We start from the raw sequence: 24,958 nt of genomic DNA, 5'->3' as shown, positions 1-24,958 counted from the left end.
AAGGGACACCATGATGAAACACAACGAAGGCCAGCACAGGCACCGCCGCCTTGTCAGGCCGCTCACCCTCATCGCTTCCGTAGCCTTGGCCCTCTCGGCCTGCGGTGCGCCATCCGCGGCGCCACCCGGACAGACCGGCAGCCCAGGCGCTTCCGGCGGTGCTGGCGGTGCCAAGGTAACCATCGGCATCGGCGGCCAGACCCTCCTCACTTACCTCCCGACCACCCTCGCCCAGGAGCTGGGCTATTACCAGGAGGAAGGCGTGAACGTCGAACTGCAGGACCTGCAGGGCGGCTCGAAGGCACTGACTGCCATGATCGGCGGCAGCACCAACGTGACGAGCGGTTACTACGAGCACACGATCCAAATGCAGGCTAAGAACCAGAGCGTCAAGGCCTTCGTTGATATGGGCAGGTCGTCCGGCCTTGCACTGCTCGTGGCACCGAAGAATGAAGGCAAGATCAAGTCCATCGCCGACCTCAAGGGCAAGAATGTGGGGGTGACGTCCCCCGGGTCCTCCACAGACATGTTCATCAAGTTCCTGCTCGCCAAGAACGGCCTGCAGCAGACGGATGCCGCCGTGTCCGCCATCGGTGCCGGTTCCTCGGCCGTGGCCGCCATGGAGCAGGGCCAGGTTGACGCGGCCGTGATGCTGGAGCCGGACGTCTCCGTGCTTAGCAAGCGGATCGGGCACGACCTGCCGGTCCTCGAGGACGTCCGCACAGCCGAGGGACTGAAGGAAGTTTTCGAGACCGACGCCTGGCCTTCCTCCAGCCTCTACGCCAAGGCCGACTGGTTGGAACAGAACAAGGAGACGGCGGGCAAGCTCGCGAAGGCGATCAAGCGCACGCTTGAGTTCATCGACGGACATTCCGGCGAAGAGATCGCAGCGAAGATGCCCGAGAAGTTCGCGGGCGGGGATAAGGCCCTGTATGCCAAGGTTATTGCTGAGCTGAAAGAGACGCTAAGCAAGGACGGCACCTTCACCGAAGAAGGCGTCAAAGCCGTCCTGAAGACCCAGCGCGTGGCCAACCCGGAAATCGGCGACAAGGACATCAAGCTGGAGGATACCTACACCAACGAGTTCGTGAAGTAGAGGCCTAAGGCAAAGCGAGCCACGTGGGCCCGTCATCCGGAAACGGAAGACGGGCCCACATGGCTGGTTGGGTATACGCCGCCGGCGTTACCATCAGGCATGCTGCCGCTGCAGAATCTCCTGGCCTTTTCCTTGGTCTCCGCATTACTCATCGCCGTCCCGGGTCCCAGTGTCCTGTTCGTCATCGGACGGTCGCTGGCGCTGGGGCGGCGAGGCGGACTGCTGAGCGTCCTCGGCAACGCGGCCGGGGAACTGCTGCAGATCGCGGCCGTGGCGTTGGGCCTCGGCGTGGTGCTGGCTGAGTCGGTGCTGCTGTTCACGGTGGTGAAGTTTGCCGGCGCGGCCTACCTCATCTATCTGGGAATCCAGGCGGTTCTCCACCGCCGGGGCGGCCCTGCGGCCCCTGATCCTTCGAGGCCCGCGACCACCCGGCGGATTCTGCGCGAAGGCTTCATTGTCGGGGCCACGAATCCCAAGTCCGTGGTGTTCTTCGTGGCGGTCCTCCCCCAGTTCGTGGACCATGCTTCCGGCGCCATTCCCGCCCAGCTCGCCCTGCTCGGCGCCACGTTCCTGGCCATCGCCCTCGTTTCTGACAGCGTCTGGGCCCTGGCCGCCGGAACTGCGAGGCAGTGGTTCGCCCGCTCACCCCGCCGGGTGGCAACAGTCACCACTACTGGCGGGGTGATGATGATCGGGCTCGGCGGAACCCTCGCCCTGACCGGTTCCAAAAGCTAGTGGGCTGTCCGCGACGGTGGTGGGCCCACGCCGGACTACCGCGCGGACCACCCGCCGTCCATGGTGTAGCTGGCACCCGTGACCATTCCGGCGGCGTCGGATGACAGCCAGGCAACCAGCGAGGCCACCTCCTCAGGTTCCACGAGCCGCTTCACCGCCGACTCGGTGAGCATCACCTTCGCCAGGACCTCGGACTCCGGAATGCCGTGGACTCGAGCCTGGTCCGCGATCTGCTTCTCCACCAGCGGCGTGCGCACATAGCCGGGATTGATGCAGTTGGACGTGACCCCGTGCTCGCCGCCTTCAAGGGCCGTCACCTTGCTTAGCCCCTCGAGCCCGTGCTTCGCAGAGACGTAGGCGCTCTTGAATGGGGAGGCCCGGAGACCGTGCACTGACGACAGGTTAATGATGCGCCCAAAGCCATTGGCGTACATGTGCGGCAGCGCGGCACGGATCAGCAGGAAGGGCGCCTCGAGCATGAGCGCCAGGATCCGCCGGAACGCCACGGGATCGAAGTCCTCGATGGGGCTGATGCGCTGGATGCCGGCGTTGTTCACCAGGATGTCGCAGTCCAAGCTCAGCGCGGCCAGCGCCTCAACGTCCAGGAGGTCGACAGCCCAGGACGTGCCGCCCACCTCATCGGCGAGGGCCGCGGCGCCGGCCTCATCGACGTCGGCCACCACCACTTTGGCTCCCCTGGCGGCCAGCTCCCTCACGCACGCCGCGCCGATGCCGCTGGCACCGCCGGTCACCAGAGCCTTGCGGCCGTTCAGGTTTTTTTCCACGTCCGGACCTTGTGCGTCCACAGTCTGTTCCTCCAAGTGTCCACGCTGACACGTGCCGCCTCGTGCAGCACTTCCGATTTACCGAGTATTCCTGCAGACCGAACACGGTTCAATGACTAATCAGGCACTGGTTTCGTGCAGAATTGCAGATATGGATGCCAACCCGGACGACCTTCTGGTGCTGCTCGCCGTCTCCCGCTCGGCGAAATTCACGACGGCGGCCCAGGTCCTGGGCCTGAACCACACCACCGTTTCACGCCGGATCGCCGCACTGGAAAAGGCGCTGGGCGGCCGTGTTCTCGCCCGGGCCTCCGGGGGCTGGGAGCTGACCGAACTCGGCGTCCAGGCAGCGCTGGTGGCTGAGCAGGTGGAAACGGCGGTGCGTGCGCTGGGACCTTCAGGCCGCGCGCCTGACCCGATTACCGGCGTCGTACGCATGACGGCGACCGACGGCTTCAGCGCGTACATCGCCGCTCCGGCGGTGGCCCGGCTGAGAAGGGATCACCCGGGGCTCAGCGTCGAGATCGTCACCGTCACCCGCCGGGCGCTCCAGCAGCGCTCGGGACTGGACATCGAGGTGGTGGTGGGCGAGCCGCAGGTCCACCGGGCCGAAGCGTTCCGGCTGGGCGAGTACGAACTCGGGATGTACGCGTCCCGCTCGTACATCGAGGCCAACGGAACGCCGGAGTCGGTGGAGGCCCTGACCGCCCATCCGCTCGTGTACTTCGTGGACTCCATGCTGCAGGTGGACGATCTTGATGCACCGCGCAGGCTGGTGCCGGCAATGCGCGACGGCGTCAGCTCCACCAACGTGTTTGTGCACGTCGAGGCCACCCGGGCAGGAGCCGGGGTGGGCTTCCTCCCGTGTTTCATGGCCGACAGGCACGAGGACCTGGTGCGCCTGCTGCCCTGGGCCATCGCCGAACGGCTGCCCTACTGGATGGTCCTGCGCCCGGAATCCATGCGCCGGCCCGCCGTCGCCGCCGTGGTGACGGCGCTGCGCGAACAAACTGCCGCGCACCGGGAGTGGCTGCTCGGGCAGGGACGCGGCGGGTCAGCCGCTGACTGACTGACGGGCGCCGGGGCCGGCGGTGATTGCGGGGTCCGTGCCGGGTTCAGCATCTGTGCTGAGTCTGGCATCTACGCGGGGCGCAGGGTCGTGGCGCACCTGGGCTCCAGCTGCGAAGGCACGCACCTTCGTGTCGTTCCAAATGTGAGCGGGCACTGCCCCACCTAGGAGCCGCCGCGCGAGCTGTGGATCGTCGTCGAACGGCAGGTCGCTGCCGGCCATCACCATGTTGCCGTAGCGGCGCCCCTTCAGCATGGCGGGGTCCGCGATGATGGTGGTGTGTTCGAAGGCGGCCGCGATGGTGGCCGCGTCCTCTCGGGCATTCTTCAGGTCAGGGCCGTCGCCCGAATTAACCACGTAAATTCCGCCGGGGGCGAGCACGCGGCGGACATGTTCGTTGAACTCGGCCGTGGTCAGCGCAACCGGTGTCACCGCGCCGGCGAAGACGTCCCGGATGATGAAGTCACGGGTGTCCGGGGTGAGGGTCTCGGTCACGGCACGGGCCTCGCCGACGCGCAGCCGCAGCAGCGGGGCCTTGGGAAGGTCGAACCAGGCGCGGACGTACTCGGCGAGCTTTCCGTCCAGTTCCACCACCACCTGGCGGGCGTCCGGGTAGGACGCGTGGAAGTAGCGGGCCAGCGAGCAGGCTCCGCCGCCCAGGTGCAGCCCCCGCAGCCTGGGCTTGGCTTCAGGGCGCCATCGGGATTCGATGAGGGCGGACATCCAGCGCATGTACTCGAAGTCGAGGAACAGCGGATCGGCAAGGTCGATGTGGGAACTCATCACGCCGTTGATGCGCAGGAGCCAGCCCGTGGAGTTATCCTGGTCGGCGATGAGCTCGCAGTCGCCAGTGTCGATGTAGTAGACGCCCTCGACGGGGCCGTCCGCACGCGCTCCATTGGGAACTTCCAGCACGTCGGCGGCCGTTGTGGCGCCTCTTCTGACGCCCGTTTTGCTGCCCGCCTTGGAAGCCGACTTCCCGCCTGACTTGATGCGCCGTGCCATCAGTTCTCCGCCGCTTCCGTCATGCTTCAAGCCTAGTTGATGGGGTAGTGGGGCGTACCGGGTCAGAGCTTGATCAGCGGCGGGCGCCCGACGCAGCCCGTGGTTTTACCCCTCCGGGACAGGGGCGCCCTCACCGTTGCGGATGCGCTGGACCATCGCCGTGGTGGAACGCTCGGCTACATAGTCGAGGATGGTGACCGTGCCGCCGTACGCCTCCACGGCCTCGGTTTCGGCCAGCATCTCCGGCGTGTAGTCCCCGCCCTTGGCGTAGATTTCCGGCCGCAGCTGCCCGATCAGGGGAATCGGCGTCGGGGTGTCGAAAACGGTCACGTAATCCACGCAGCTCAGGGCGGCGATCACGGCCGCCCGATCCGCCACGCTGTTGATGGGACGGCCCGGCCCCTTGAGCTTCCGAACGGAGTCGTCACTGTTGAGCGCCACCACCAGGATGTCGCCGAGCTGTTTGGCCTGGTTCAGGTAACGAGTGTGCCCGCGGTGCAGGACGTCGAAACAGCCGTTGGTCAGCACCACGCGCTGGCCGTCATTGCGGTGGGCCCGGATGTGCCGCTCCAGTTCCTCTGCCGTCACGGCGGCGTCCCCGAAGCTTTCCAGGTAGCGGCCCAGCTCGTCCGTGCCGCACACCGACGTCCCGGGATGGTGGACCACCACGTCCGCAGCGGCCTGCGCCAGGTCCAAGCTGGCCGACAGCGGCAGCGACGCAGCACGCGCCAGGGTCAGGGCAGCCACGAACGTGTCGCCAGCACCGGAGGCTTGCTTTTCGGTGGCAGGCCGTGCCCACGTCCGGTGCGGGTTTCCGGCGGCCGGAATGAGGACCGTCCCGTCCCGGTCCAGTGTGACCACGACGGCGCGTGCTCCCGTCGCCTGCAGCAGCTCGCCGGCGTGCTCGGTCACCACCGCCGCGCGCTCGGGCCCGCTGCCCAGCCGGAGGTCAAGCATCCGGGCGGCCTCCTGCGCGTTGGGCGTGACCAGGTCCGGCTCGAGTCCAGCCCAGGGGCGTGGATCGTGCGCGTCCACCACCACAAGCGTGCCCTGCCCCCGCCCCGCGAGCGATTCGATGAGCCGGCCTCGAACCGGTTCTGCGAGGACGCCCGTTCCGTAGTCGCAGATCACCACCGCGTTCTGGTGTCCGACGGCGGCGGGAACCGCCGCCTCGAACGTCGCCAGGGCGTCGGTCGGGACACTTGCGGCGGTGTCGTCGAGGCGCAGGAGGACCTGGCCGCCGCTGCTGATCCGGATCTTCGTGGGGGTGGCCATGTCCGGGTGTTCTGCGAGCAGCGTGGTGTCCACCCCAGCGGCGACCAACTGGCGCCGAAGTTCCGCGCCGGCGTCGTCCGCTCCGATGATTCCTGCCACACTGACACGGGCGCCGAGTGCGGCCAGGTTCATGGCCGTGTTGGCGGCACCACCGGGGGCAAAGTCACGCCGGGCGATGTCCACCACGGGAGCCGGGGCCTCGCGGCACATCCTGTCGATCGTGCCGGTCCACCAGCCGTCGAGCATGAAGTCGCCCACCACGGTGACGGCAGGATGCTCCTGGGCCAGCCTCCGGGGTAGCCACGCCGCGAGGCCGCGCTGCTCGGAAAGCACCGGTTCGGCGGTCATGACGCTGCCCCATTGATGTCACGAGCTGCCGGCGCAGGCGGCGCAGCAATGTGAACCACCTTGACCCGGCTGAATTCATCCAGGAGTTCGGGTCCGTAGCCAAACCCGTGCCCGCTTTCGCCCCTGGGCTGGGCGGCTCCACCGGGTGCGCCACCGAACACCTCGTTGACCTTGACAGTTCCCACCGGCAGCGAAGCGACAGCTTGCTGGGCGTGGGCGATGGTGCCGGTCAGAACGGTTGCGGCAAGTCCGTACCGGCCGGCCGCGGCGAGCGTGAGCCCTTCCTCGAAGCTGTCCACCACACGCACCGGGGCGACAGGGCCGAACGTTTCCTCGGCCATGACGTCCATGGTGTCGGTGCAGTCCACGAGGACCGTGGCCGGGTAGAAGGCGCCTGGCCCGTCCGGGACCGTGCCTCCCTCCACGGCCCGTGCACCCAGCTGCAGCGCCTCGGCCACGTGCCGGTGGACCGTGTCCCGCATCCGGGTGTCCACGAGCGGTGCGAGCCGGCGTTCGGCGTTCCGGTCCCGGGCCTGCCCGGCGAGCGCCCGGCAGAACGGTTCGGCTATGGACCGGTGGACGTAGATCCGCTCCACCGACGTGCAGATCTGCCCGCTGTTGCTGAAGGCCCCGATCGCCGCCTGCTCGGCGGCCCAGCCGGGGTCCACGTCCGCGTCCACCAGCAGGGGATCGTTCCCGCCGTTTTCCCTAATCACATACGCACCCGTCAGCACGGCCGCCCGCGCAATCCGGTCACCGGTGGCGCTCGAGCCCACGTGGGCGAACATGTCTACGTCCGGCTGCTGCGTGAGGAGGGTCCCGACGTCGGCCCCTCCGGTGAGCGTGGCCAGCACGTTGGGCGGAAAGACCGGCGCCAGCACCTCGCCCAGCAGCTTTCCCAGGTGGGGGCAGCGCTCGCTCGGTTTATGAATGGCCGTGTTCCCGGTGACCAAAGCGGCGCCGATGAGTCCGCAGGCCACGGCGACCGGATCGTTCCATGGCGTCAGCAAGACGGCCACACCACGGGGTTCGGCGACGGTGTAATCAGCCGCGAGCACGTTGCCCCGAAGGCTGTGACCCCGGTGTACCGGACCTAGCTCCGCGTACTGCTCCAGCGTGGAAACACCGGCAGCAATGCCGGCAAGGGCCTCCTCCACCGGACGGCCGGTCTCCTGGGCGTTCAGTTCCGCAAGCTCGCCGGCCGCTGCCTCCAGGGCCCTGGCGGCCTCGCGCAGCAGCTTGCCCCGCTCTCCCGGCGGCGTGGCCGCCCAGCCTGCCTGGGCCGTGCGGGCAGCCGCCACGGCTCCCGCCACGTCATCTGCGCCGGCAACGGAAAGGGTGCCGACGGTTTCCCCGGTTCTCGGGTTCAGGATGGTGAGCATGTCTTCCGCATTGGCCAGCTCGCTGGTGATGGTCGATTGCATGTGGCTCCTCAATTGGGGTTGGCCCGTGCCTGCGGGGCGTCGAATCCTGCCCTCTCTGAGGTGACCGTACCCCGGCGTCGAAGGGTTTACACCCGGCTGCGGCAGGAGTTTTCAACGGTCGGCAGGCCCGGCCCCACTGGGCTGACTGGCAGGGTTTTCGGAGCTGGCAATACAGTGCCGATGCACCGTAGGGTGGCTCCACATAACCCATCCTGAGGAATGCATCCCGACCTGAACGACGGAGCCGAGAGGGCTGACACCATGGAACTCATCAACGCAGACTTCGGCGGAGCACGCATCACGGGGCAAGGTATAGGCCCGGTTTTGGAACCCTTCAGCGTTGTCTCCCGGATCGCCGTTCTACGCGGCGGCGGGCTGGGTGACCTGATGTTTGCCCTTCCCGCGATAGCAGCCCTGAAGGCCGCTTATCCGGGTGCCAGCGTCACCCTGCTCGGCACACCAGTTCATGCTGAGCTGCTGTCCCAGACCATGGGACCTGTGGATGAGACGGTGATCCTGCCTTTTTCCGAAGGTGTCCGCCCCGGGCCAGAAGACGACGACGAACTGGAAAAGTTCTTCACCGAAATGCGCGCCAGGAACTTCGACCTTGCCGTCCAGCTGCACGGCGGCGGGCGCTACTCAAATCCCTTCCTGCTCCGGCTCGGAGCCCGGCACACCGTGGGCACCAGGACCCCGGACGCGGCTCCGCTGGAGCGTACCGTGCCGTACCTGTATTACCAGCACGAACCGCTCCGGGCCCTCGAGGTGGCAGGGTTTGCCGGGGCACCTCCCCGCGAGCTCGAAGCCAGACTCCAGGCGCTGCCTGAGTTCGGCCAGCAGCCCGCACAGGACCTGCCTATAGGGAACGGCGGGCCCGGAAACTACCCGACGCTCGTGATTCATCCGGGCGCGACGGATCCGCGCCGGCGCTGGCCCGCCGAACGATTCGCCGCGGTGGCGCGGAAGGCCAGCGACGACGGCTTCCGGGTTCTTGTGGTCGGCGACAGCAGTGAAAAGGAACTGGCTGAAACGGTGGTGGAACTCGCCGTCGAAGATGCCCACACAGACCAGTCCAAGGCTGTCCGACCGGCCATAGAATCACTGGCCGGCAAGCTCAGCCTGGGTGAGCTCGCGGCACTGCTCGCGGGCAGCTCCGTCGTGCTGGCCAACGACAGCGGACCACGCCACCTCGCCCAGGCACTGGGCACACCCACGGTGGGCATCTACTGGACGGGCAACGCCATCAATGCCGCACCGCTGGGCCGCAGCCTGCACCGGATCCACTTGGGCTGGGCCACGCGCTGCGAGGTGTGCGGCGTGGATGTGACCCAGGTCGGGTGGACGGCCCCCCGGTGTCCCCATGACGAGTCCACTGTGAAGGCCGTCGAACCCGCCGAGGTCTACGAGGACGTGCTCCAACTCACGGCCACGACCCCTCTTCTTCGTGGCAGATAAGCATTTCGCGGACCTCGCAGCCGGTGGGCTGGGAGAGCACGAACAGAATTGCCTGCGCCACGTTGCCAGGGTCGTTCAGGCGTGAGTCGTCCTGCGGCTTGTACTGCTCGGCCCGGTCGTCGAAGAAGCGCGTCTTCATGCCGCCAGGAATCATGGTGGTCACGCCAATCTCGCCGCCCGTCTCCGCCGCCAGCGAGTGGCTGAAGCCCACTACCCCGAATTTTGAGGCGCAGTAGGCCGTGGCCTCCGGCAGTGCCCGTTTGCCAAGCGTGGACGCGATGGTGACCACCCGGCCGCGGGACTCCTTCAGGTAGGGAAGGGCCGCCCGGACGACCGAAACCGTGCCCATCAGGTTGACGCCGATGACGCGTTCCCATTCATCCGCGGCCACGTCCTCCAGCTTGCCGCACCGGTCGATGCCGGCCGCCGTGACCACGGCGTCCAGCCCGTCCAGGGTTTCCGCGGCCTGCTGCACTGCCTCCGCCACCGCAATGCGGTCCGAGACGTCCACTTCAAAGGCCTTCACCGCGGAGACGTTCCGGATGTCCCGGTCCAGCACCACCGGGGTTCCCCCGGCCTTCAGCACAGCATCGACGACGGCGGCCCCCAGACCGGAGGCACCGCCGGTTACCAGGACCCGGCCGGGCCGGAAAGTCGATTCAGTCATGGTGTTCCTTTCGTTCGGGTCTTCTTCAAGGTTGTGTTGCCGTTCAACTGACCTTCGCGGTCCAGCGGATGTCCGCCGAATCAGCTGACCTTCGCCAAGGCGTCCGCGAGGACAGACGTGGATCGGGCCTGGTGGAACGGCACCGTCATGCAGCGTCCTCCCCAGCTCTTGACCAGCCCCGCTTCGGGCAAATCCGAGGCGCGGTAGTCGCCACCCTTCACCCAGATGTCCGGGCGCAGCGTCTCCAGGCAGGGTTCGGGGGTGTCCTCCCCGAAAACCAGAACAGCGTCCACGCACTCGAGTGCCAGCAGAAGTTCCGCCCGGTCCTGCTGGCTCACAATGGGCCGCTGCTCACCCTTGATCCGGCGTACTGACTCGTCCGAGTTCAGGCACACGATCAGGCAGTCACCAAGGTCCCTGGCAGCCGCCAGAGTACGCGCATGGCCGGCGTGCAGCAGGTCGAAGCAGCCTCCGGTGGCAACGACGGTTCCTCCGTTGGCGCGCACGCGCCGGGCCAGGTCCAAGGCGTCCTCGTCGCGACTGTGATGCCAGACCGGCCGGTGGCGGTCCGGCAGGGAAGCCACTCCACCGGCGCCGAGGAAGGCGGCCGCTTCATTAATTGCGAGTTCCGCGGCGTCGCTGAGGCTGCAGCCCTCGGCCAGATGCACAGCCAGGCTGGCGGCGAGCCGGTCGCCAGCGCCGCAGGGATCGGCGACCTCGGTGGGAGGGGCCGGGATGGTTACGGGTGAAGCATTGCGCTGGGACAGCAAGCCACCCTGCTCCCCCATGGTCACGAGGACCGACTGGCTCTGCCAGCGGTCCAGCAGCATACTGCCGACGGCGGCAATCGCCGCAGGCGTTCCGGTGCCAGCGTCTGTGGCCTTGGCGGCCTCGGACAGATTGGGGGTCACCACGGCCACCCCGGGCACTGGAACGGCGCCGGAAGGATGCGGGTCCCAGACGATCGGAATCTGGCCCGCCCGGGCGGCCAGCACGTCGCGGACCTCCTGGTTGGCGGCAAGGCCGCGTCCGTAGTCGGCCACGATGATCACTTCGGCCCGTTCGAGCGCCCTGATCATGACCGCGGTCGCCGCCGGCACCTCTGGCTGCTCGCACCCCTCATCCACCCGCACCACGGGCTGGCGGCCCGCCCGAACCCGGGTCTTCACGGGGGTCCTCGCTCCAGAGGGCCCGGAGACAACCCGCACCCCGGCGAGCGCGCCTTCCAGTTCGAGGGAAGCGTCGTCGTCGGAAAGCACCGTCACCAGGGTGACGCGGTGGCCATCCTGAGCCAGCATCCGGGCCACGAGCCCGGCCCCGCCAGCCCGGCGCCGGACGTCCGACACGTCCACCACCGGTACCGGCGCGTCGGGGCACAAACGCGTTGCCTCACCGGACATGTCGACGTCCAGCAATACGTCACCCACCACTGTGATCATCATCCGCGATCAACCTCCGGCCCGGCATTGACCTGGCCTTTGCGGGCCACCTCGGCTTCAAAGGCCCGGCAAATGGCATGGAGGGCGATCAGGTGCCCTTCCTGCGCATTGGCGGAGATGGCATCGATGGCCACAGCCTGATCACAGCAGGACGCCAAGGGATTGGGCGCCGGCCCGGTCAGGGCCCACGTGGTTACGTTCAGTCTGGCCGCCGCCTCGGCTGCACGGAGCAGGTTGGGGCTCTGGCCGCTCGTGGACAGCAGCACGAGGATGTCCCCGGACCTGCCGTGGGCGCGGACCTGCCGGGCGAAGAGTTCCTCGTATCCGTAGTCATTGGCGATGGCCGTGACGGCCGAACTTTCCGCGTGCAGGGAGATCGCGGAAAAGGGCATCCGCTCGCCGTCGAACCTGCCCACGAGCTCCGCGGTCAAGTGCTGTGCTTCGGCAGCGGACCCGCCGTTCCCGGCAGCAAGCAGCTTCTGCCCGCTGAGCAAACGCTGGGCCAGCTCCACGCCCCATTCGGCCAGCCGGTCGGCCTGGCGTTCCAGGGACCGCAGGGCAGGCAGAACGTTTTCCAGATGGATCCGCACCGCCTCCCGCGAGCCCGCACCGGTGTCCTGGCCGGCCGTCTCCCGGGAGGAGAACTGGTCTTGGGAGGGGAGAGGGTCCGGGGAGATGCCAACCTGGTTCAGGGCAGGAAGTTCGGCCTCCCGCAGGGATTCAGCAGTCACAGTGCCGCTCCTTCCATCGGTTCCAGCCGGCCTGCGTCCGCAGTGCCTGCGATGGCCAACTGGTAGGCCTTTTCGGTTTCGGCGGCGACCCTGCTCCAGGAGTAGCGGGCCTTCGCCCGCCGCTCGCCGGCCCGCCCGAGCTTGGCCCTGAGTTCGGGGTTGGCCAGCAGGGTGCCGACGGCTTCTGCGATGGCTTCGGGGTCCTTCGGCGGTACATGCAGGCCGGTTCCGCGGTCCACCACGCTGTCTGTCAGGCCTCCCACTGCAGCGGCGACTACGGGAACACCGCAGGCCATGGCTTCCAGTGGAACAATGCCGAAGGGCTCGTACCAAGGAGTGCAGACCACAGCGTCCGCACTCCGGAAGATTCCGGGCATGGCCTCCCGGGCCACCTGGCCCCGGAGCTCCACATGATCCGCCACGCCGAGGTCCCGGGCCAGGTCCAGCAGCCGGCGCGCCTCCGGATCCTGCCCGCCCGCGTCCTCCCCGCCACCCACGATCAGCAGCTCGACGTCGTTGAACCCTTCCTTGAGCAGGTACGGCAGCGCACGGATCACCAGATCAACGCCCTTGCGCGGAACAAGCCGCCCCACGGAAAGGATCCGGTGCGAACGGGCCGGATCGTCGGCGGGCCCGTCACTGGAGAAGAGGTCGAGGTCCACCCCGCAGGGGGCGATGGAAACCCTGCGGGTATCAATTCCCATTGCCCGCAGTTCGAAGACCTCGTCAGAGCACGTGGCCACGATTCGGTCAGCCGACCGGCCCACGGACGGTTCGAGGAAGCGTCTCTCGCCCGGGCTGGTGTCGGCGGCACCCTGGTGGCGGCGCTTGACGGTGCCCAGCGCGTGAAAGGTCTGCACCACGGGCACACGGAAACCGCCGGGCTCCCGCCGTGCGGCGTCCAGCGCGGCGACGCCAGACATCCAGAAGTGACCGTGCACCACATGCGGCGGCGAGTCACCCCAGTCCTGGACAACGCCATCCGCCAGGGCACCCATGTAAGGGAGGAGCTCGTCCTTCGGCACATGTTCGGCTGGCCCGGCATCCACGTGCACCACCTCCAGCCGGGGATGCACCCGCACCCTCGCAGGCAGATCCGGCGCGTCGCGCCTGGTGTAGACCGTCACACGGTGGCCCCGCTGGGCCAGCGCCGATGAAAGCGCGGCCACGTGCACGTTCTGGCCTCCTGCGTCCACTCCGCCGAGCGCTGCCAAAGGACTGGCGTGTTCCGAAATCATTGAGATCTTCAATGGGTATTCCTTTCTCGCGCCGCGGACAGGGCATCCGGCCCGGACCCCTCTGAAGCTGCCTCCTCGGATGCAGCCACCTCCTCAGACCCCCGCTGCGGACCGTCCCCCAGATCTGTCGGGGCCAGGTCCGCCAGCACCTCATCCCAGTCCGCCAGGAACCGCTCAAGTCCGTAGCGCTCGAGGGCGGCCTCCCGCGCCGCCTTGCCCCGCCGCCGGGCCTCCTCGGGGTCGTTGACCAGCAGCCGGGCACACCGGCGCAGCTCCTCCACGTCTGTGGAGATGCAGCCTGCCTCAGGCGGGACGGCCCGCGCCGCCTCGGTGGTGGCCAGCGCCAGGACCGGCATGCCGAGGTGCATCGCTTCCAGCAGTGCCAGCCCCAGGGAGGTCCAGCGGAGCGGGTGCAGGTATGCCCGGCAGCGCGCCAGTTCACGGTGGAGCTGAGCGGTTTTCAGGTCGCCCCGGACGGTGAGGCGCGGCGCCGGAATGCCTGTGGCCTCCGCCAGCCCGTCGCCGCCCATGCCGAAGACCTGGAGCGGAGCCGCGGTGGCGAAGCGGGGCAACAGGTCCGTCCCCGTCACGCGTCCGCGACGCACGGGTTCATTGACCACGACGCCCAGTTCCGGGACCTCCCCCGTATAGAGGTAGCCGGGGTCCGCGATGCCGTGCTCGATGACCTTGGTCGGGGCGCGGCCGCTGTCCCAGAACAGCTCGTTGAAATGGGTCACGTGGACGATCGGGATGTCGCGCTGGTCCCCGAGCGGATGGATGGTGAAAGGAACATCGCCCTTGGGCGTGTTGTGTTCCACGTACACGGCGGGAAGATCGACGCCGGGCCGGCGGCCCAGGACGCGCGTGACCTCCCCGGCTTCCTCCGGACGCTGTAGCACCACGGCGTCAATGCTGCCGGCGTCCAGCTCCGCGAGCGCAACCTCCCGCACGGAGGAGGGCCAGTTCCGGCCCGCCCGCCCCAGCCCCCACGGACCGCCCTCCGGCAGGAGTGGCAGCAGGTACTCGTGCCGGCCGCGGACAAACGCGTCCGTCCACGACCCGTGCACGTGCCAAAGCAGAATTCTCATTGTTTCCGGACCTTCCTCCGTGTGCTGAGCGAGGAGACACCGCTCAGCAGGCGTTCGACCGCTTCCACCACCTGTTCGGGCGAGACCGAGCTAAGGCAGGGATGTCCCGGTACCGGACAGATGCGTGCGCGGCTCAGCCTGCATGGTGCATTCTGGTCTCCAAGCAGTTCCAGCGGAACACCGTACGGCGCCCAGCGGACAGCCGGCACAACGGGCGAAAACAGGCTCACCACAGGGGTTCCGACGGCGGCGGCCAGATGCGCAGGTCCGGTGTTTCCGGTGACCACAACGTCAGCGTTGGCAAGGACCCCGGACAGGGTGGAAAGGTCAGTCCGCCCGCCGAGGTCGATGGCTGAAGGGCCGGCCACCGTTGCGGTAAGGGCTGTTTCACCCGGCCCGCCGGTCACGACCACCCTGTGGCCGGCGCCCTCCAGCAGCTCCGCGGCCGCCGCATGGTGAAGCGGCGGCCAGGCCCGGGCCGGCACCGTGGCTCCGGGATGGACCACGACGTAGGGCCCGTCCCCCACCAGGTGCCGGACTGCCGGAGGATCCTTGACCATGAGCTTTCCGTCGTCTCCGGTCCTGAGCCGGAACCCCGCCGCGCGGGCGATGCCCAGCGCCCGCACGGCCTCCGGCTGGTCCTCCGGAAAGTCCTCGCCGGGTTTCAGCCGGACGTCCAGGAGGGAGCCCGCGTAGTCGGTGGAAGCCCCGGTGATGCGCTCCACGCCGGCGAGCCGCAGGAGGAGCGCCAGGGGCAGCGGCGACTGGTGGAAGGAAGTGAGGATGACCGCCTCGGTGATGCGGGAGTTTCGAACAAAGCCCACCAGCGAGTCCAGGTGGGGACCTGTCACTTGAGGGGCGGGATTGCTGATCCACGGGCTATCCCAGGCAAAAACATCCGCGACGCTCGGCAGCAGCGAGGCGGCCGACTGGCCCTGTGGCCCGCAAAGCACGACGACGTCGTTGGGGCTGCCGCCGTCAGCCCGCCGTCCGTTCGCCACTGCCCTGACTGCCGGGCCTGCCAAAAGGACGTCACCGACGCTGTCCAGCCGGGCCACGAGGACTCTGCTCATGCGGGTCCTTTCAGCAGCGCTCCTTGGGGCACAGGTCCCCGAAACACCGGTTCCCGAAACAAGAGTGCGACAGCCTGCTCGAGGTCTGCGGCAACCTCAGGGGCGGCCTCAACTTCTTCGGCCCGGGTCTGCGGAGTAGGAACGAGGACGCCGCGTGCACCGGCGGCCGCGGCCGCCTCGACGTCGCTGCCGATGTCACCGATGAACGCCACCTCTGACGGGTCGATGCCAAGACGGTGGCATGCGCTGCGGATCATGCCCGGCGCCGGTTTCCGGCACTGGCACGCGTCCCCGCTCCCGTGCGGGCAGACTTCCCAGACGTCAAAGGGGCCCAGCAGGTCCTCAACCCGCGCGTTCACGCGGTCAACCTCCTCCGCCGTCAGGAGGCCACGGGCAATTCCCGACTGGTTGCTCAGCACGCCGGTGGCGAGTCCCCGGCTGCGCACTTCGTCGAGAACTTTCCGTGCACCGGGAAAAGGCTTGACCAACTGCGGATCTCCGTTGTAGGGCACGTCAACCACAAGCGTCCCGTCCCGGTCGAACAGCACAGCCCTGAGCGTAGAAGCGTTACTTGCCATAACCACTTCGTTCCCCGACCAGCGGAAACCTAAACAACAGACCGCCTACTTCTTCTCGGCTAGACTCCTCGGCAGACGTCCGAGCAGGGCGCGTAAAGTGGAGGAAGGCGGCTGTGGAAGCATCCGACGGCAAGCACGAACAACCTGTCCTGCTGGTCCTGCGGGCCCTGAAGCTCGGGGACCTGCTAGTTGCTGTGCCGGCGCTACGCGCCCTGCGCCGCGCCTATCCGAACCACCGCCTGCTGTACGCGGCGCAGGGCTGGCTGGAGGACGCCCTGGAGTTGGTGGGCGGCTACGAACTGCTTCCCACCCATGGCTTGGATGTTCCGATTCCTATCGAAGCCGGCCTAGTGGACGTTGCGGTCAATCTGCACGGCAGTGGACCTGAAAGCGAGGAGCGGCTGGCCGCGATCCGGCCCAGGACCCTCGTAGGACACCGGACGTCGGCCCGGCCCGGCCCGTCGTGGGTCGACGAGATCCACGAGCGCGAACGGTGGACCAGGCTGCTGCAGTGGCACGGCATCGAAGCCCAGCCGGACGACTACCGTCTCCTCCCGCCTGCCGTTCCAAGCCCCTGCCCGGGCGCCACGGTACTCCACGTTGGGGCCGCCTATGGCAGCCGGCTGTGGCCGGAGGACCGCTTTGCAGAAGTGGCCCGTACCCTCTCGGAGGATGGTCACCAGGTAGTGTTCACCGGCAGCTCGGCGGAACGGCCACGGGCACTGGACGTTGCGCGGCTAGCCGGGCTGCCGGAGGACCAGGTCCTGGCGGGAAAGCTGCGGCTGGCCGAATTCATGGCTGCCATCACGGAGGCTCGGCTGGTGGTCTCCGCGGACACGGGTGCGGCGCACCTGGCCTCTGCGTATGCCCGGCCTTCGGTGGTGCTTTTCGGTCCCGCCCCGGCTGAGGTGTGGGGCCCACCCCCTGGGCCCCACATTGTGCTGACTGACGCTCAGGCGCGCCGCGGCGACACCTTCGCGGTCACCCCGGATCCGGCCCTGCTGGCGGTTTCGGTGGAGGATGTCTTGGCGGCTGTCGGGCAGCTCCCGCTCGCCTGATCTGCGCTGGTTCTGTAGCTGCCGGCCCTGCCGGTGCCGGTTCCGCCACCGTCCGCTCCGGAGCTCCGGTCCTCCTCGTCGAGCATCCGGTGCTGAAGCCAGACCAGGATGCGGGACAGGCGACGGGACACCTGCATCTGGGAGATGCCGAACCGTTTGCCCAGTTCCGTCTGGGTCTCCTCCCGGAAGTACCTCCGGTACAGCATCTCCCGGTCGTCAGGGTCCAGCTCCTGGATGGCCTCATTGAGGCATACGAGTTCCTCGAGGTGTTCGATCGGTTGGCCCGGCGAGACAAGCCCCTCGCCCATCGTCGGTCCGCCCCACGGATCGGGACTGTCCAGCGAGTCCGGATGCATGCTGCTGCCTGCTGCCTGGGCTTCCCGGACGTCGGCCGGGCTGACGCCCAGTGCGCTGGCCAGTTCCTGTGCGGACGGAGTCCGCCCCAGGGACTGGGCCAGGTCCGGTGCCGTGTGCAGTACCTGCGTCCGGACATCCTGGACATGCCGCGGCGGCCGCACCGTCCAGCACCGGTCCCGCAAGAAGCGCTTGAGTTCACCGCTGATGGTGGGCGCCGCATAGGCAGGGAAACTTTCGCCCTTCTCCGCATCGAAGCCCCGGGCAGCCTTGACGAGGCCCAGGTATGCCACCTGGACCAGGTCTGAGCGCTCCCGTCCGCGGGCGGCGAACCGTGAGGCAAGCGACTCCGCCAGGTCCAAGTAATTGAGCACCAGCTGGTTCTGGAAGGCATCGTGCAGGCGCCCCGCTTGCGTTGCAGGCTGGGGTGCTGCATGTGCCGGGCTGGTCGGGGACAAAGAGGGTGGAGTTTCTGGCATTGTCGGGGATTCCTTCGATCGGGAGCTCGAGAAAGCCTTCGGCAAGACTTAGAAGAAGGAAATCATAAGCGTGCTTATTACACAATGGTCCGAGGCGATAGGCTCAACAGAAGCACCACGGCCAGGGCGCGACATGAGCCGGCCTGGGCCGCACGTTCCACCGCAACGAACGGAGGGCATTTCATGCGTATCGCGATCACGGGAGCAAGCGGCAATGCGGGGACGGCACTCCTGCGCAGGCTTCAGAAGGCCAGGCAGGAACACCCCGGCGGGCTGGAATTGGTGGGCATCAGCCGCCGCACGCCTGACAGTTCACAGCCGCCCTATGCCGGCGTCGAGTGGCACGCCCTGGACGTAGGCAGCGAGGGCGTGGTGCAGGACCTGGTCAAAGCCTTTGCCGGGGCCGACGCGGCGGTGCATCTGGCTTGGCAGATCCAGCCGAACCGGGACCTTCCCCTCCTGCACCGCACCAATGTCACCGGCACTGCAAACGTGCTGGCCGCTGCCCGGGAAGCAGGAGTGGGGCACGTGGTTTGCGCCTCTTCTGTTGGCGCGTACAGCAAGTCGCAAAAGGACCGCCGCGTGGACGAATCGTGGCCGGCAGGAGGCATGGACGGCTCACATTACAGCCGGCATAAGGCAGAGCAGGAAAAGCTGCTGGACAGGTTCGCAGCGGATAATCCCTCTGTTGCCGTCGCCAGGCTGCGCCCCGGACTCATCTTCCAGGCTAAAGCGGGAAGCGAAATCGGCAGGTACTTCCTGGGGTGGGTCCACCCGAGGTTCGTCCCGCGGCGGCCGGTGTTGCCGATATTGCCGATTCCCGACGAGCTGATCTTTCAGGCAGTGCATGCCGACGACGTCGCTGAGGCGTACTGGCGCGTGCTCGAGCGCCGGGCCAGCGGAGCGTTCAATGTGGCGGCCGAGCCGGTGGTCACGCCGCAAAACTTGGCCAGGCTCTTTTCCGCCAAGAGGATCCTCCGGGTCCCGGTCCGCGCGCTGCACGCCTTCGTTGGCGCCACTTGGCAGCTGCGGCTTCAGCAGACGGACTCGGGGTGGGTGGAGATGGCGGCGGGCGCGCCGATCATGGACACCCAGCGGATCCGGAACGAGCTCGGCTGGGAGCCGCAAACGTCGTCGCTGGAAGCCATTCGCGAGGTGATAGAGGGCATGGGCAAGGGCGCCGGCGTGCCGGCGTCTCCCCCGCTAAAGCCTCGGCGCAGCCTCCTCGGCCTCACCCGCCGTCGCTAATACGTCGGTATCCGGGCGGGCGTCACGCGCGCCATCCACGCGTGAGTCATCAGCCCGGCCGCCACCAGCATCCCGCTCACCCATGCCGAGGCCGGCCGTCAGCATCCCGGCTGTCAGCGTCCCGCGCATCGGCCGCCCGATCATCATCAGTTCCGGCATCCGCCCGTGCATCGTTGCGCCTGTTGCCGTCCTCGTCCACATCCGGGTCAAGGGCGTTCGCCTTGTACTGGTGCTTCTCGGCATCCGTCCTGAGGTCCTGGGCAGCCGACTGCTTTTGCTCGGCCTCCTGGCGAAGCCGGGCAGCCTCTACCTGAGCTTTCTCAGCATCAGCCTTGGCATGCATGGCCCGCGCCTCGTTTTCGCGCGCCTCAAGATCGGCATTCTCCGCCTTCCTGCGGATCTCGCCTGCGTGCTGGCGGTTCTGCTCATCGCGCTTCTGCCGGAACGCCTCCCTGCGCTTGCGGCTGGACATCAGAAGCACCACAACGAGTGCAATGACGACAATTACAACGACGATCCAAATCCAGGCACTTGGGTCCACCGTGGATCCACCTCTCTCTTTTCCAGCTCGTGACTATCCGGCAGGGGCCGGTCACCTGAGCCGGGCAACGTTGCCGGAGCAGGCGGCCGGTTGAACTAGCGGCCATCAGGGTACTTACTATCCAATAGTAATCATGCTTACTATTTTATGGCGAGTGATTGCCGGTTCTACTCAACAACCGAGACGGAGAGGTATCAACCATGACGGAGAACCAAACGTCGGACGGTGCAGTGGCCGGCCCGGCCGATGACGCGGAAAGCACAGGACCGAAACACGCCGGTGGCGGCCCAGGCAGCGGAGGCCCGGGCCAAGATCCCAATCCACTGGCCTCGAGCCAGCTGGCCGAGACCCCTCAGTCAGACACCCGGATGGCGGACGATCCGCTGGACGGAAAGCAGCCGGCGGATGATCCGCTGGGCACCGACCCGTTAACCCTGGACCGCCGCAACCCACCAAGAGCCCCCGGACAGTAGCGACTGACGCCCGATGCGACCTGTTGCCCAACCCAAGAGCCCAAACCCCTGACAGCGGCAGGAAACGTTCCGTGACTTCCGGAACATGGCCCCGCCCGCGAACGAAAGGATGCCCAATGGCTACGAAAGAAGCCCCGGAAACCAGCACAGCAAAGGCGGGCAGCGCGCCCGCCCCGGATGACAGGCGAAAGCCGGACAGCCCCACCGATGTGGACAAGCCATCGTGGAAGTACATTGCCCGCAAGACCCTGCGTGAATTTACTGGGGACCAATGCCCCGACCTCGCGGCCGGACTTACCTACTACGCGATCTTCTCGCTCTTCCCCGCCCTGCTCGCCCTCGTTTCGCTGCTCGGCATCTTTGGACAGGCGGAAAAGACGACGTCGGCACTCCTGGAAATTGTCCAGGGCGTCGCTCCCGGGCAAGCGGTGGAGATGATCCGCGGGCCTATCCAGGAGCTGACCACCTCACCGGCGGCCGGCTTCACACTGGTCATCGGTCTCGCGACAGCCCTCTGGTCCGCATCCGGGTATGTGACGGCCTTTGGCCGCGCGATGAACCGGATTTACGAGATCGACGAGGGCCGGGGCTTCGTTAAGCTTCGCGGCACCATGCTCGGCGTCACGCTCGTCTCTCTGATCATCGTTGCGCTGCTCGCCGCAATGCTGGTCATCAGCGGCCCGGTGGCCGAAGCTGTCGGCAATGTCATGGGCTTGGGCGGAGTGTTCCTGACCGTGTGGAACATCGCCAAGTGGCCGGTCATCGTCGCGCTGGTGATCGTCGTCATTGCCATCCTCTATTACTTCACTCCAAACGTCCGCCAGCCGAAGTTCCGCTGGATGAGCCTTGGCTCCCTCATCGCCCTGTTTATCTTCGTGCTGGCCTCGGTGGGCTTTGGCTTCTACGTGGGTAACTTCAGCAACTACAACAAGACGTACGGCGCCATCGGCGGAGTGATCGTCATGCTGCTCTGGCTCTGGATCCTCAACATGTCCCTGCTCTTTGGCGCCGAGTTCGACGCCGAGATGGAGCGTGGCCGGCAGCTGCAGGCCGGCATCGAGGCTGAGGACACGCTCCAACTCCCGCCCCGGGACACGAAAAAGAGCGACAAGCTCCAGGATAAGGAAGAGGAAGACATCCGCCTGGGACGCGAACTGCGCGAGAAGTACAGCGAGCAGGGCAACGGCAAGGACGGCAGCGACCAGCACGGCAAGGGCCAGGATGACCGCCGGAACGGCAGCGGCGGGGCCACCGCCCGCCGCGGCGATGGCAGCAGCCACTGACCGACCTGGGGGTGACCCCCGGGCAGCTGCCGCCACAGGTTGCTGCCCGGGGTCCCGGCAGAGCTTTTAGCTGCTCCGGAGCCCGGCAGCCGTCTCCACGCCCAGGGCACGGAGGTAGGCACCAAAACCGTGCGGCGCCCGGGCGACGGTCCGTCCGGAAGTCAGCACACGTGTGCGGTCCGTGGCCATGACGGCGAAGCCCCTCCGCCGCAGCTGTTCCACCAGGGCACTGTCCTCGGAGGAGCGCAGCGGTGGAAATCCGCCAACCTGGCGGTAAGCCGAGGCGCGCACGCCGAGGTTGGCGCCATAGACATTGCCGTGCCTTTCCTCCAGGGGGTGCCGCAGCCGCCAGCTGCGCAGGAGCTCAGGATCCATCCCCGCGGAGTCCGGCTCCACGGAACCCAGCACCACGTCCCAGCCAGCGTCCGCAAACGCCAACTGGCGCACGAGCCAGTCCGCCGGAACGCGGGAATCGGCGTCGGTATTTGCCAGCCAGGTGCTTTCGAAATTGTCGGCGTCCAGCAACCCCGCTGCCACCCCGGACGCCCTGCTGGCACCCGCGTTGCGGAACCGCCGGTGCAATACCCGCACGCAGGTGTTTAGTCCGGCGGTTGACTCAGCGAAGCGTGCGGCGATCTCCGGTGAACGGTCGGTGCAGCGGTCCAGGACCACAGTGATTCCCACAGCAGCCGAGGGTCGCTGTTGCAGCAGAGTTTCGGCCGAGGCCCGGAGCGCAGCAAGGGCGGGGCCAAGGTGGTGCTCCTCGTCATGCACGGGCATCACCACCTCCACCCGGCTGATGACCGGCCGGGAACTATCCGGCATCATGCAAGGTCTCCGGCCACGGGTCACCGGCGGGCTCCAGCCCCGCGTCACCGGCGGCCTCTGGCGCGATGAAAGTTTCAAGCACAAAGTCCCGCTCCCGGTAAATGCCGGCGGACGGCCACTGCAGCTGGCTCCGGGCCAACGAGTGGACGGCGTCGCCGTCCAGCTCCCAGCCGGAAACCGGATGCCGCCAATGGCAGAGCAACAGCGTTCCGCCCGGGGCCAGGGAGGCCGAGATCCTGGTGATCAGCGCCGCCAATTCCGCGGCCGCGAGGTAGTAGCCCATCTCCGAGACCACGATCAGGTCGAAGCTGCCCTCCGGCCACTGTTCCGGGAGGGTCAGCTGCCGGGCTTCAGCTTCCGGATACCGGGCGAGCCGTTCGGCGGCCCGCCCCACGGCGGTGCCGCTGGCATCCACGGCCAGGAGCCGCCCGCACCGCTTGGCCAGCTCCTCACTCAGGGTGCCGATCGAGCAGCCGGTTTCCAGGCCGGCGTCGTACTTCTGTTCAGGGAGAGCGGCGAGCGTCAGGCTACGCTTACGCTGCTCGTACCAGCTGTCCTGGTACCCCCACGGGTCCTCGGCGCTGCGGTGCAGGGCGTCAAAGACGGGCTCGGCGTCCCGGGCGCTCCGCCGGCCGGTGACCGGCGGCCGCCAAGCGAACACCTCGAAGGGCCGGGAAAAGTGCGCAAGAAACTGCTCCGACAGCAGGACCTCGTCGCCCGGCCGGTCAGAGAGCGGCTGCAGCTGGGAGGCATGGGTGTGCAGGGCGGCGCGTTTGGCCCGCTGCTCAGCGGGGCTCAGGGGCAGCCTCAGCCACTTCCGCCAGGCCGTGTCCTCAGGCGTGGCCCACAGCCAGTACCAGATGGGGTACTCCAGCAGCCCGTGGCCTCCGGCTTCGGCGGTCTCCGCCGCGAGGGCCCCCAGGGTGTCGTGGTCGATGTGCCCGTCTCCGCGGTACGGGGCAACAATGACCAGCCCGCCGTCGGCATCTGGCCTTCCAGCAACACGGCGCCCAACAACGTCCGCCAGGCGTTCGGCGATGACATCCCCGTGTTGGGCCAGCCGGCTGTCCGGGAGGTTCAGGAACTCCCAGTGGTCCGCCAGCCCGAACGCGCTCATGGCAGCCGCAAACTCCTCACGGCGGACCGCGGCCAGCTGCTCCGGCGTGGTGGTGGGCGAACCCGGGTGGGACGCCTCCCCCGCCGAACACAGCAGCACCTCAACATGCGCACCGGCTAACGTGAGCCGGGCCAGCAAGCCTCCGGCGCCGAGGGATTCATCGTCCGGATGGGCAACGAGGACGACGAACTCCATCCGAGCCAGCTCGGCTGAATCCAGCGGCAGTTCGCCGATCATGTCCAGCCCGCTGCCTTCCCAGGCCGCTTCATCGGTGCCGGCATCCGCGTGCGAGAACGTCACCATGCGTGCTCCCCCTGGAGGGTGAGTGCGCCCAACTGGGCGTCGTCGCGCGTTGCGTGGTGCTGCCGCACGTAGAGGGACAGGTCCGCCATGCATTTGCCGTACCGTTCATCGAAGGCAAGCGGCCCGGGCCCCAGGTTCTGGCTCACCAGGAGCTGCACGCGTTCGACGGCGGCAGCAACGGTTCCCCGGACACGGAGCGTCTCGCTCCACCCACCAACGGCGCCAGTGGTGGCCTGGCTCCACCCGCCAACAGTGCCGCCGTCGGCCGCTTCCGCACCGGAATTCGGGTCCGCTTGGGCGCCGCCGCCGGCCTCGGCGGCGTCCACGGCCTCAGCAGCCCGCGCGAGGTACTGGACAGTGGAGGTCAGGATCCGGTCCACTTCACCCAGGGCAGCGAGCGCCACCTGGTCCGGCTCGCGCTGGGACCTCGCTCCCCGCTGGAGCGCGGCCTCGAAGTGCCGGCCGAGCGCCACGGCGCCGCCGAGCCAGCACGCGGCAACGCCCATGCCACCCCACGCAAAGCCGGGGCGTTGGAAGTACCAGCCGTCACCGCCGAGCGGCACAGCCGCCACCCCGTCAAAGTGGACAGTTCCGCTGGGGATTTCGCGCAGTCCGCGGCTGGTCCATTCCGGCACATCGCACGTGACGCCGGCGGCCCTGAGATCAACGGCAAAGGCGGCCCGGCCGCCGGCCTCGGTGTGCGCGGTCACCACGGCGTGGTCCACGAACTGGGCCAGCGAGCACCAGGGCTTGGAGCCGGTCAGCCGTACGCCCCCGGATGTCCCGACCGGTTCTGTCCCGGCGGGAGGGCGCCCGGCAGCTGTGGCGGAAGCCGGCGCGGCCGTCAGCCGTGTACCCGGGCCCTCGGCTGCGTAGACACCCCACGACCCGGTGAAGGATCCCGGCGTTCCCGCTTGGGACAGGATGGCGCCGGCGTCCAGGTGCGGCTCCAGAACCCGCGCGGCGGCCACGTCCACCGCGGCCACGGAGGCCAGCAGTTCCCAGAGCCGGGCTGTCCGCCCGTCACCGGGCTTCGGCGCGGAACGGCCGGCGTGCTGGGCGATGGCCAGCAGGGCAGGGACGTCCCCCACAGCCGAAGCAACCCTGTCCAACAGTCCCTCAACGTCCAGCACAGGTTCGGCTTCAGGGAGACGTTCCGCGTCCGGCGCAGCTTCGACTTTCGGCGCAGCTTCGAAGGCGTCTTCCGGTGACGGCGCCTGGCTGAAGCGGACAGGCTGCCACTGGCGGTGCGGAGTGTTCATGCAGCG

24 protein-coding genes are annotated in these 24,958 nt (G+C 67.8%); 8 read left to right on the top strand and 16 right to left on the bottom strand.

Features of this window, described 5'->3' with window-relative positions:
- The first annotated feature begins 10 nt into the window (after positions 1–10).
- Together CXZ05_RS12480 and CXZ05_RS12475 are read left to right on the top strand one after the other, a co-directional pair.
- Positions 11–1,096, top strand: coding sequence for an ABC transporter substrate-binding protein (locus CXZ05_RS12480; protein ID WP_102972913.1), 1,086 nt, complete (start codon positions 11–13; stop codon positions 1,094–1,096).
- 99 nt (positions 1,097–1,195) lie between these two features.
- Positions 1,196–1,831 (top strand): LysE family translocator, encoded by a 636-nt coding sequence (locus CXZ05_RS12475; RefSeq protein ID WP_102972912.1) that lies wholly within the window; start codon positions 1,196–1,198, stop codon positions 1,829–1,831.
- A 35-nt stretch (positions 1,832–1,866) separates the two neighbouring features.
- Here the strand turns inward: CXZ05_RS12475 and CXZ05_RS12470 are convergent, their stop codons facing one another.
- The gene (locus CXZ05_RS12470; RefSeq protein ID WP_102972999.1) at positions 1,867–2,616 is read right to left on the bottom strand and encodes a 3-hydroxybutyrate dehydrogenase; all 750 of its coding nucleotides are present in this window, start codon (positions 2,614–2,616) and stop codon (positions 1,867–1,869) included.
- 151 nt (positions 2,617–2,767) lie between these two features.
- Between CXZ05_RS12470 and CXZ05_RS12465 the strand changes: the two genes are divergently transcribed.
- The gene (locus CXZ05_RS12465) at positions 2,768–3,685 is read left to right on the top strand and encodes a LysR family transcriptional regulator (RefSeq protein ID WP_102972911.1); all 918 of its coding nucleotides are present in this window, start codon (positions 2,768–2,770) and stop codon (positions 3,683–3,685) included.
- Here CXZ05_RS12465 and CXZ05_RS12460 read toward each other — a convergent pair.
- From CXZ05_RS12460 to CXZ05_RS12450, 3 genes are all read right to left on the bottom strand, one after another.
- The gene (locus tag CXZ05_RS12460) at positions 3,671–4,690 is read right to left on the bottom strand and encodes a spermidine synthase (RefSeq protein ID WP_258006563.1); all 1,020 of its coding nucleotides are present in this window, start codon (positions 4,688–4,690) and stop codon (positions 3,671–3,673) included. The two genes, CXZ05_RS12465 and CXZ05_RS12460, sit on opposite strands and share 15 nt — an antisense overlap.
- 105 nt (positions 4,691–4,795) lie before the next feature.
- Positions 4,796–6,313 carry a D-glycero-beta-D-manno-heptose 1-phosphate adenylyltransferase gene (rfaE2, locus tag CXZ05_RS12455; protein WP_102972910.1) on the bottom strand — a complete coding sequence of 506 codons (1,518 nt, stop codon included), beginning with the start codon at positions 6,311–6,313 and terminating at the stop codon, positions 4,796–4,798.
- Positions 6,310–7,737, bottom strand: a complete 1,428-nt coding sequence (locus tag CXZ05_RS12450) for an aldehyde dehydrogenase (RefSeq protein WP_102972909.1) — start codon at positions 7,735–7,737, stop codon at positions 6,310–6,312. The genes rfaE2 (CXZ05_RS12455) and CXZ05_RS12450 overlap by 4 nt, the downstream gene beginning before the upstream one ends.
- Before the next feature lie 261 nt (positions 7,738–7,998).
- On the opposite strand from CXZ05_RS12450, the gene CXZ05_RS12445 reads away from it, so the two are divergent.
- Complete coding sequence (locus CXZ05_RS12445) at positions 7,999–9,192, top strand: glycosyltransferase family 9 protein (RefSeq protein WP_102972998.1); 1,194 nt, start codon at positions 7,999–8,001, stop codon at positions 9,190–9,192.
- Here the strand turns inward: CXZ05_RS12445 and CXZ05_RS12440 are convergent.
- From CXZ05_RS12440 to CXZ05_RS12410, 7 genes are all read right to left on the bottom strand, one after another.
- Entirely contained in the window at positions 9,158–9,859 is a 702-nt protein-coding gene (locus CXZ05_RS12440) for an SDR family oxidoreductase (RefSeq protein ID WP_102972908.1), read from the bottom strand. The two genes, CXZ05_RS12445 and CXZ05_RS12440, sit on opposite strands and share 35 nt — an antisense overlap.
- An 80-nt stretch (positions 9,860–9,939) precedes the next feature.
- A complete protein-coding gene (rfaE2, locus tag CXZ05_RS12435; protein WP_102972907.1) occupies positions 9,940–11,301 on the bottom strand; it encodes a D-glycero-beta-D-manno-heptose 1-phosphate adenylyltransferase in 1,362 nt (453 codons plus the stop codon).
- Positions 11,298–11,888 carry an SIS domain-containing protein gene (locus tag CXZ05_RS12430; protein ID WP_258006570.1) on the bottom strand — a complete coding sequence of 197 codons (591 nt, stop codon included), beginning with the start codon at positions 11,886–11,888 and terminating at the stop codon, positions 11,298–11,300. The genes rfaE2 (CXZ05_RS12435) and CXZ05_RS12430 overlap by 4 nt, the downstream gene beginning before the upstream one ends.
- Before the next feature lie 137 nt (positions 11,889–12,025).
- A complete protein-coding gene (locus CXZ05_RS12425) occupies positions 12,026–13,279 on the bottom strand; it encodes a glycosyltransferase (RefSeq protein ID WP_102972906.1) in 1,254 nt (417 codons plus the stop codon).
- Positions 13,276–14,355 carry a glycosyltransferase gene (locus CXZ05_RS12420; protein WP_102972905.1) on the bottom strand — a complete coding sequence of 360 codons (1,080 nt, stop codon included), beginning with the start codon at positions 14,353–14,355 and terminating at the stop codon, positions 13,276–13,278. The genes CXZ05_RS12425 and CXZ05_RS12420 overlap by 4 nt, the downstream gene beginning before the upstream one ends.
- On the bottom strand, positions 14,352–15,428 hold the full coding sequence (locus tag CXZ05_RS12415; RefSeq protein ID WP_102972904.1) for a glycosyltransferase family 9 protein: 1,077 nt from the start codon (positions 15,426–15,428) through the stop codon (positions 14,352–14,354). Before CXZ05_RS12415 ends, CXZ05_RS12420 begins: the two co-directional genes overlap by 4 nt.
- Positions 15,425–16,006: an HAD-IIIA family hydrolase gene (locus CXZ05_RS12410; protein ID WP_102972903.1), complete on the bottom strand. Its 582-nt coding sequence runs from the start codon at positions 16,004–16,006 to the stop codon at positions 15,425–15,427. The genes CXZ05_RS12415 and CXZ05_RS12410 overlap by 4 nt, the downstream gene beginning before the upstream one ends.
- 113 nt (positions 16,007–16,119) lie before the next feature.
- On the opposite strand from CXZ05_RS12410, the gene CXZ05_RS12405 reads away from it, so the two are divergent.
- On the top strand, positions 16,120–17,064 hold the full coding sequence (locus CXZ05_RS12405) for a glycosyltransferase family 9 protein (protein ID WP_102972902.1): 945 nt from the start codon (positions 16,120–16,122) through the stop codon (positions 17,062–17,064).
- Here the strand turns inward: CXZ05_RS12405 and CXZ05_RS12400 are convergent.
- Positions 16,959–17,897 carry a sigma-70 family RNA polymerase sigma factor gene (locus tag CXZ05_RS12400; RefSeq protein WP_102972901.1) on the bottom strand — a complete coding sequence of 313 codons (939 nt, stop codon included), beginning with the start codon at positions 17,895–17,897 and terminating at the stop codon, positions 16,959–16,961. The genes CXZ05_RS12405 and CXZ05_RS12400 overlap by 106 nt on opposite strands.
- Before the next feature lie 183 nt (positions 17,898–18,080).
- On the opposite strand from CXZ05_RS12400, the gene CXZ05_RS12395 reads away from it, so the two are divergent.
- Positions 18,081–19,145 carry an NAD-dependent epimerase/dehydratase family protein gene (locus tag CXZ05_RS12395; protein WP_102972900.1) on the top strand — a complete coding sequence of 355 codons (1,065 nt, stop codon included), beginning with the start codon at positions 18,081–18,083 and terminating at the stop codon, positions 19,143–19,145.
- A 76-nt stretch (positions 19,146–19,221) separates the two neighbouring features.
- Here CXZ05_RS12395 and CXZ05_RS12390 read toward each other — a convergent pair whose 3' ends face one another.
- Positions 19,222–19,686, bottom strand: a complete 465-nt coding sequence (locus tag CXZ05_RS12390; RefSeq protein WP_102972899.1) for a hypothetical protein — start codon at positions 19,684–19,686, stop codon at positions 19,222–19,224.
- Positions 19,687–19,886: 200 nt separating this feature from the next.
- Between CXZ05_RS12390 and CXZ05_RS12385 the strand changes: the two genes are divergently transcribed.
- Entirely contained in the window at positions 19,887–20,159 is a 273-nt protein-coding gene (locus CXZ05_RS12385) for a hypothetical protein (RefSeq protein WP_102972898.1), read from the top strand.
- 116 nt (positions 20,160–20,275) lie between these two features.
- Entirely contained in the window at positions 20,276–21,442 is a 1,167-nt protein-coding gene (locus CXZ05_RS12380) for a YihY/virulence factor BrkB family protein (protein ID WP_102972897.1), read from the top strand.
- Between the two features lie 66 nt (positions 21,443–21,508).
- Here the strand turns inward: CXZ05_RS12380 and CXZ05_RS12375 are convergent, their stop codons facing one another.
- From CXZ05_RS12375 to CXZ05_RS12365, 3 genes are read right to left on the bottom strand one after another with little or no spacing between them, the layout of a single operon-like run.
- Entirely contained in the window at positions 21,509–22,270 is a 762-nt protein-coding gene (locus tag CXZ05_RS12375) for a glycosyltransferase family 2 protein (protein WP_219726551.1), read from the bottom strand.
- Positions 22,257–23,690, bottom strand: coding sequence for a bifunctional PIG-L family deacetylase/class I SAM-dependent methyltransferase (locus CXZ05_RS12370; protein ID WP_102972896.1), 1,434 nt, complete (start codon positions 23,688–23,690; stop codon positions 22,257–22,259). Before CXZ05_RS12370 ends, CXZ05_RS12375 begins: the two co-directional genes overlap by 14 nt.
- Positions 23,684–24,952, bottom strand: a complete 1,269-nt coding sequence (locus CXZ05_RS12365; RefSeq protein WP_258006562.1) for an acyl-CoA dehydrogenase family protein — start codon at positions 24,950–24,952, stop codon at positions 23,684–23,686. The genes CXZ05_RS12370 and CXZ05_RS12365 overlap by 7 nt, the downstream gene beginning before the upstream one ends.
- Positions 24,953–24,958: the final 6 nt, after the last annotated feature.

Source organism: Arthrobacter sp. AFG20, assembly GCF_002892795.1.
GTDB lineage: Bacteria > Actinomycetota > Actinomycetes > Actinomycetales > Micrococcaceae > Arthrobacter.
This window is presented reverse-complemented; position numbering and strand designations above follow the sequence as displayed.

What these genes read in the sequence shown, in the direction of transcription:
- CXZ05_RS12480 (WP_102972913.1), top strand. Translation starts at nt 11, where the DNA reads ATGATGAAACACAACGAAGGCCAGCACAGGCACCGCCGCCTTGTCAGG.
- CXZ05_RS12475 (WP_102972912.1), top strand. Translation starts at nt 1,196, where the DNA reads ATGCTGCCGCTGCAGAATCTCCTGGCCTTTTCCTTGGTCTCCGCATTA.
- CXZ05_RS12465 (WP_102972911.1), top strand. Translation starts at nt 2,768, where the DNA reads ATGGATGCCAACCCGGACGACCTTCTGGTGCTGCTCGCCGTCTCCCGC.
- CXZ05_RS12460 (WP_258006563.1), bottom strand. Translation starts at nt 4,690, where the DNA reads ATGGCACGGCGCATCAAGTCAGGCGGGAAGTCGGCTTCCAAGGCGGGC.
- rfaE2 (WP_102972910.1), bottom strand. Translation starts at nt 6,313, where the DNA reads ATGACCGCCGAACCGGTGCTTTCCGAGCAGCGCGGCCTCGCGGCGTGG.
- CXZ05_RS12450 (WP_102972909.1), bottom strand. Translation starts at nt 7,737, where the DNA reads ATGCAATCGACCATCACCAGCGAGCTGGCCAATGCGGAAGACATGCTC.
- CXZ05_RS12445 (WP_102972998.1), top strand. Translation starts at nt 7,999, where the DNA reads ATGGAACTCATCAACGCAGACTTCGGCGGAGCACGCATCACGGGGCAA.
- CXZ05_RS12440 (WP_102972908.1), bottom strand. Translation starts at nt 9,859, where the DNA reads ATGACTGAATCGACTTTCCGGCCCGGCCGGGTCCTGGTAACCGGCGGT.
- rfaE2 (WP_102972907.1), bottom strand. Translation starts at nt 11,301, where the DNA reads ATGATGATCACAGTGGTGGGTGACGTATTGCTGGACGTCGACATGTCC.
- CXZ05_RS12420 (WP_102972905.1), bottom strand. Translation starts at nt 14,355, where the DNA reads ATGAGAATTCTGCTTTGGCACGTGCACGGGTCGTGGACGGACGCGTTT.
- CXZ05_RS12415 (WP_102972904.1), bottom strand. Translation starts at nt 15,428, where the DNA reads ATGAGCAGAGTCCTCGTGGCCCGGCTGGACAGCGTCGGTGACGTCCTT.
- CXZ05_RS12410 (WP_102972903.1), bottom strand. Translation starts at nt 16,006, where the DNA reads ATGGCAAGTAACGCTTCTACGCTCAGGGCTGTGCTGTTCGACCGGGAC.
- CXZ05_RS12400 (WP_102972901.1), bottom strand. Translation starts at nt 17,897, where the DNA reads ATGCCAGAAACTCCACCCTCTTTGTCCCCGACCAGCCCGGCACATGCA.
- CXZ05_RS12395 (WP_102972900.1), top strand. Translation starts at nt 18,081, where the DNA reads ATGCGTATCGCGATCACGGGAGCAAGCGGCAATGCGGGGACGGCACTC.
- CXZ05_RS12385 (WP_102972898.1), top strand. Translation starts at nt 19,887, where the DNA reads ATGACGGAGAACCAAACGTCGGACGGTGCAGTGGCCGGCCCGGCCGAT.
- CXZ05_RS12380 (WP_102972897.1), top strand. Translation starts at nt 20,276, where the DNA reads ATGGCTACGAAAGAAGCCCCGGAAACCAGCACAGCAAAGGCGGGCAGC.
- CXZ05_RS12375 (WP_219726551.1), bottom strand. Translation starts at nt 22,270, where the DNA reads ATGATGCCGGATAGTTCCCGGCCGGTCATCAGCCGGGTGGAGGTGGTG.
- CXZ05_RS12370 (WP_102972896.1), bottom strand. Translation starts at nt 23,690, where the DNA reads ATGGTGACGTTCTCGCACGCGGATGCCGGCACCGATGAAGCGGCCTGG.
- CXZ05_RS12365 (WP_258006562.1), bottom strand. Translation starts at nt 24,952, where the DNA reads ATGAACACTCCGCACCGCCAGTGGCAGCCTGTCCGCTTCAGCCAGGCG.